General features: G+C 42.7%; 1 protein-coding gene. It reads left to right on the forward strand.

The annotated features are described in order from the left end of the window. Positions 1-581 (forward strand): transglutaminase domain-containing protein (locus LJE11_RS19245; RefSeq protein ID WP_330598017.1); only part of this gene is annotated, 581 nt, incomplete at both ends.

Below are 581 nucleotides of genomic sequence, written 5' to 3' on the forward strand. Positions count from 1 at the left end.
GTTGGTGTTTGTGAGGGAATTGCAAAAGCAGTAAAGGTTTTGTTAGATGCACTGGGAGTCTGGTGTGTGATTGCAATCTGTGGAAATAATCCTGAGAAGGGAATTAAGTATCGCCACACATGGAATATTGTAAAAATAGGAGGTACATATTATCATCTGGATGCGACCTTTGATAATACCCTGGGAAAAGATCGTGAAACTTCTGAAATCCGCTATGATTATTTCAATCTGGATGATTCACAGATTTTCAGGGATCATGAGCCTCTTATTGCGCCGGCGCCTCACTGCGGTGATCATGAGCACTTTTACTATAAGGAGAAGAAGCTTTCTTTTACTAAGAAAGAGGATGTGTATAAACGTTCTTTGCAGGCGGCGAAGAAAGGCAGGGTACTTATTTTTCACTGGAGAGGCGGCTATCTGACAAAGGAAGTACTGAAGGAATTGCTGGAACTTATCCGGAAAGCAGGAGATGAGAAAGACAAAACAGCAATGGTCAGCATAAACTGGCCGCAGGCAGTTATTCGTGTTCAGTATACGGATATGCAGGTACAGGAGAGTGTGACAATAGAGGAAGCGAATGA

Source organism: Blautia sp. DFI.1.216 (assembly GCF_020594215.1).
In the GTDB taxonomy this organism is placed as follows: Bacteria; Bacillota; Clostridia; order Lachnospirales; family Lachnospiraceae; genus Blautia_A; species Blautia_A wexlerae.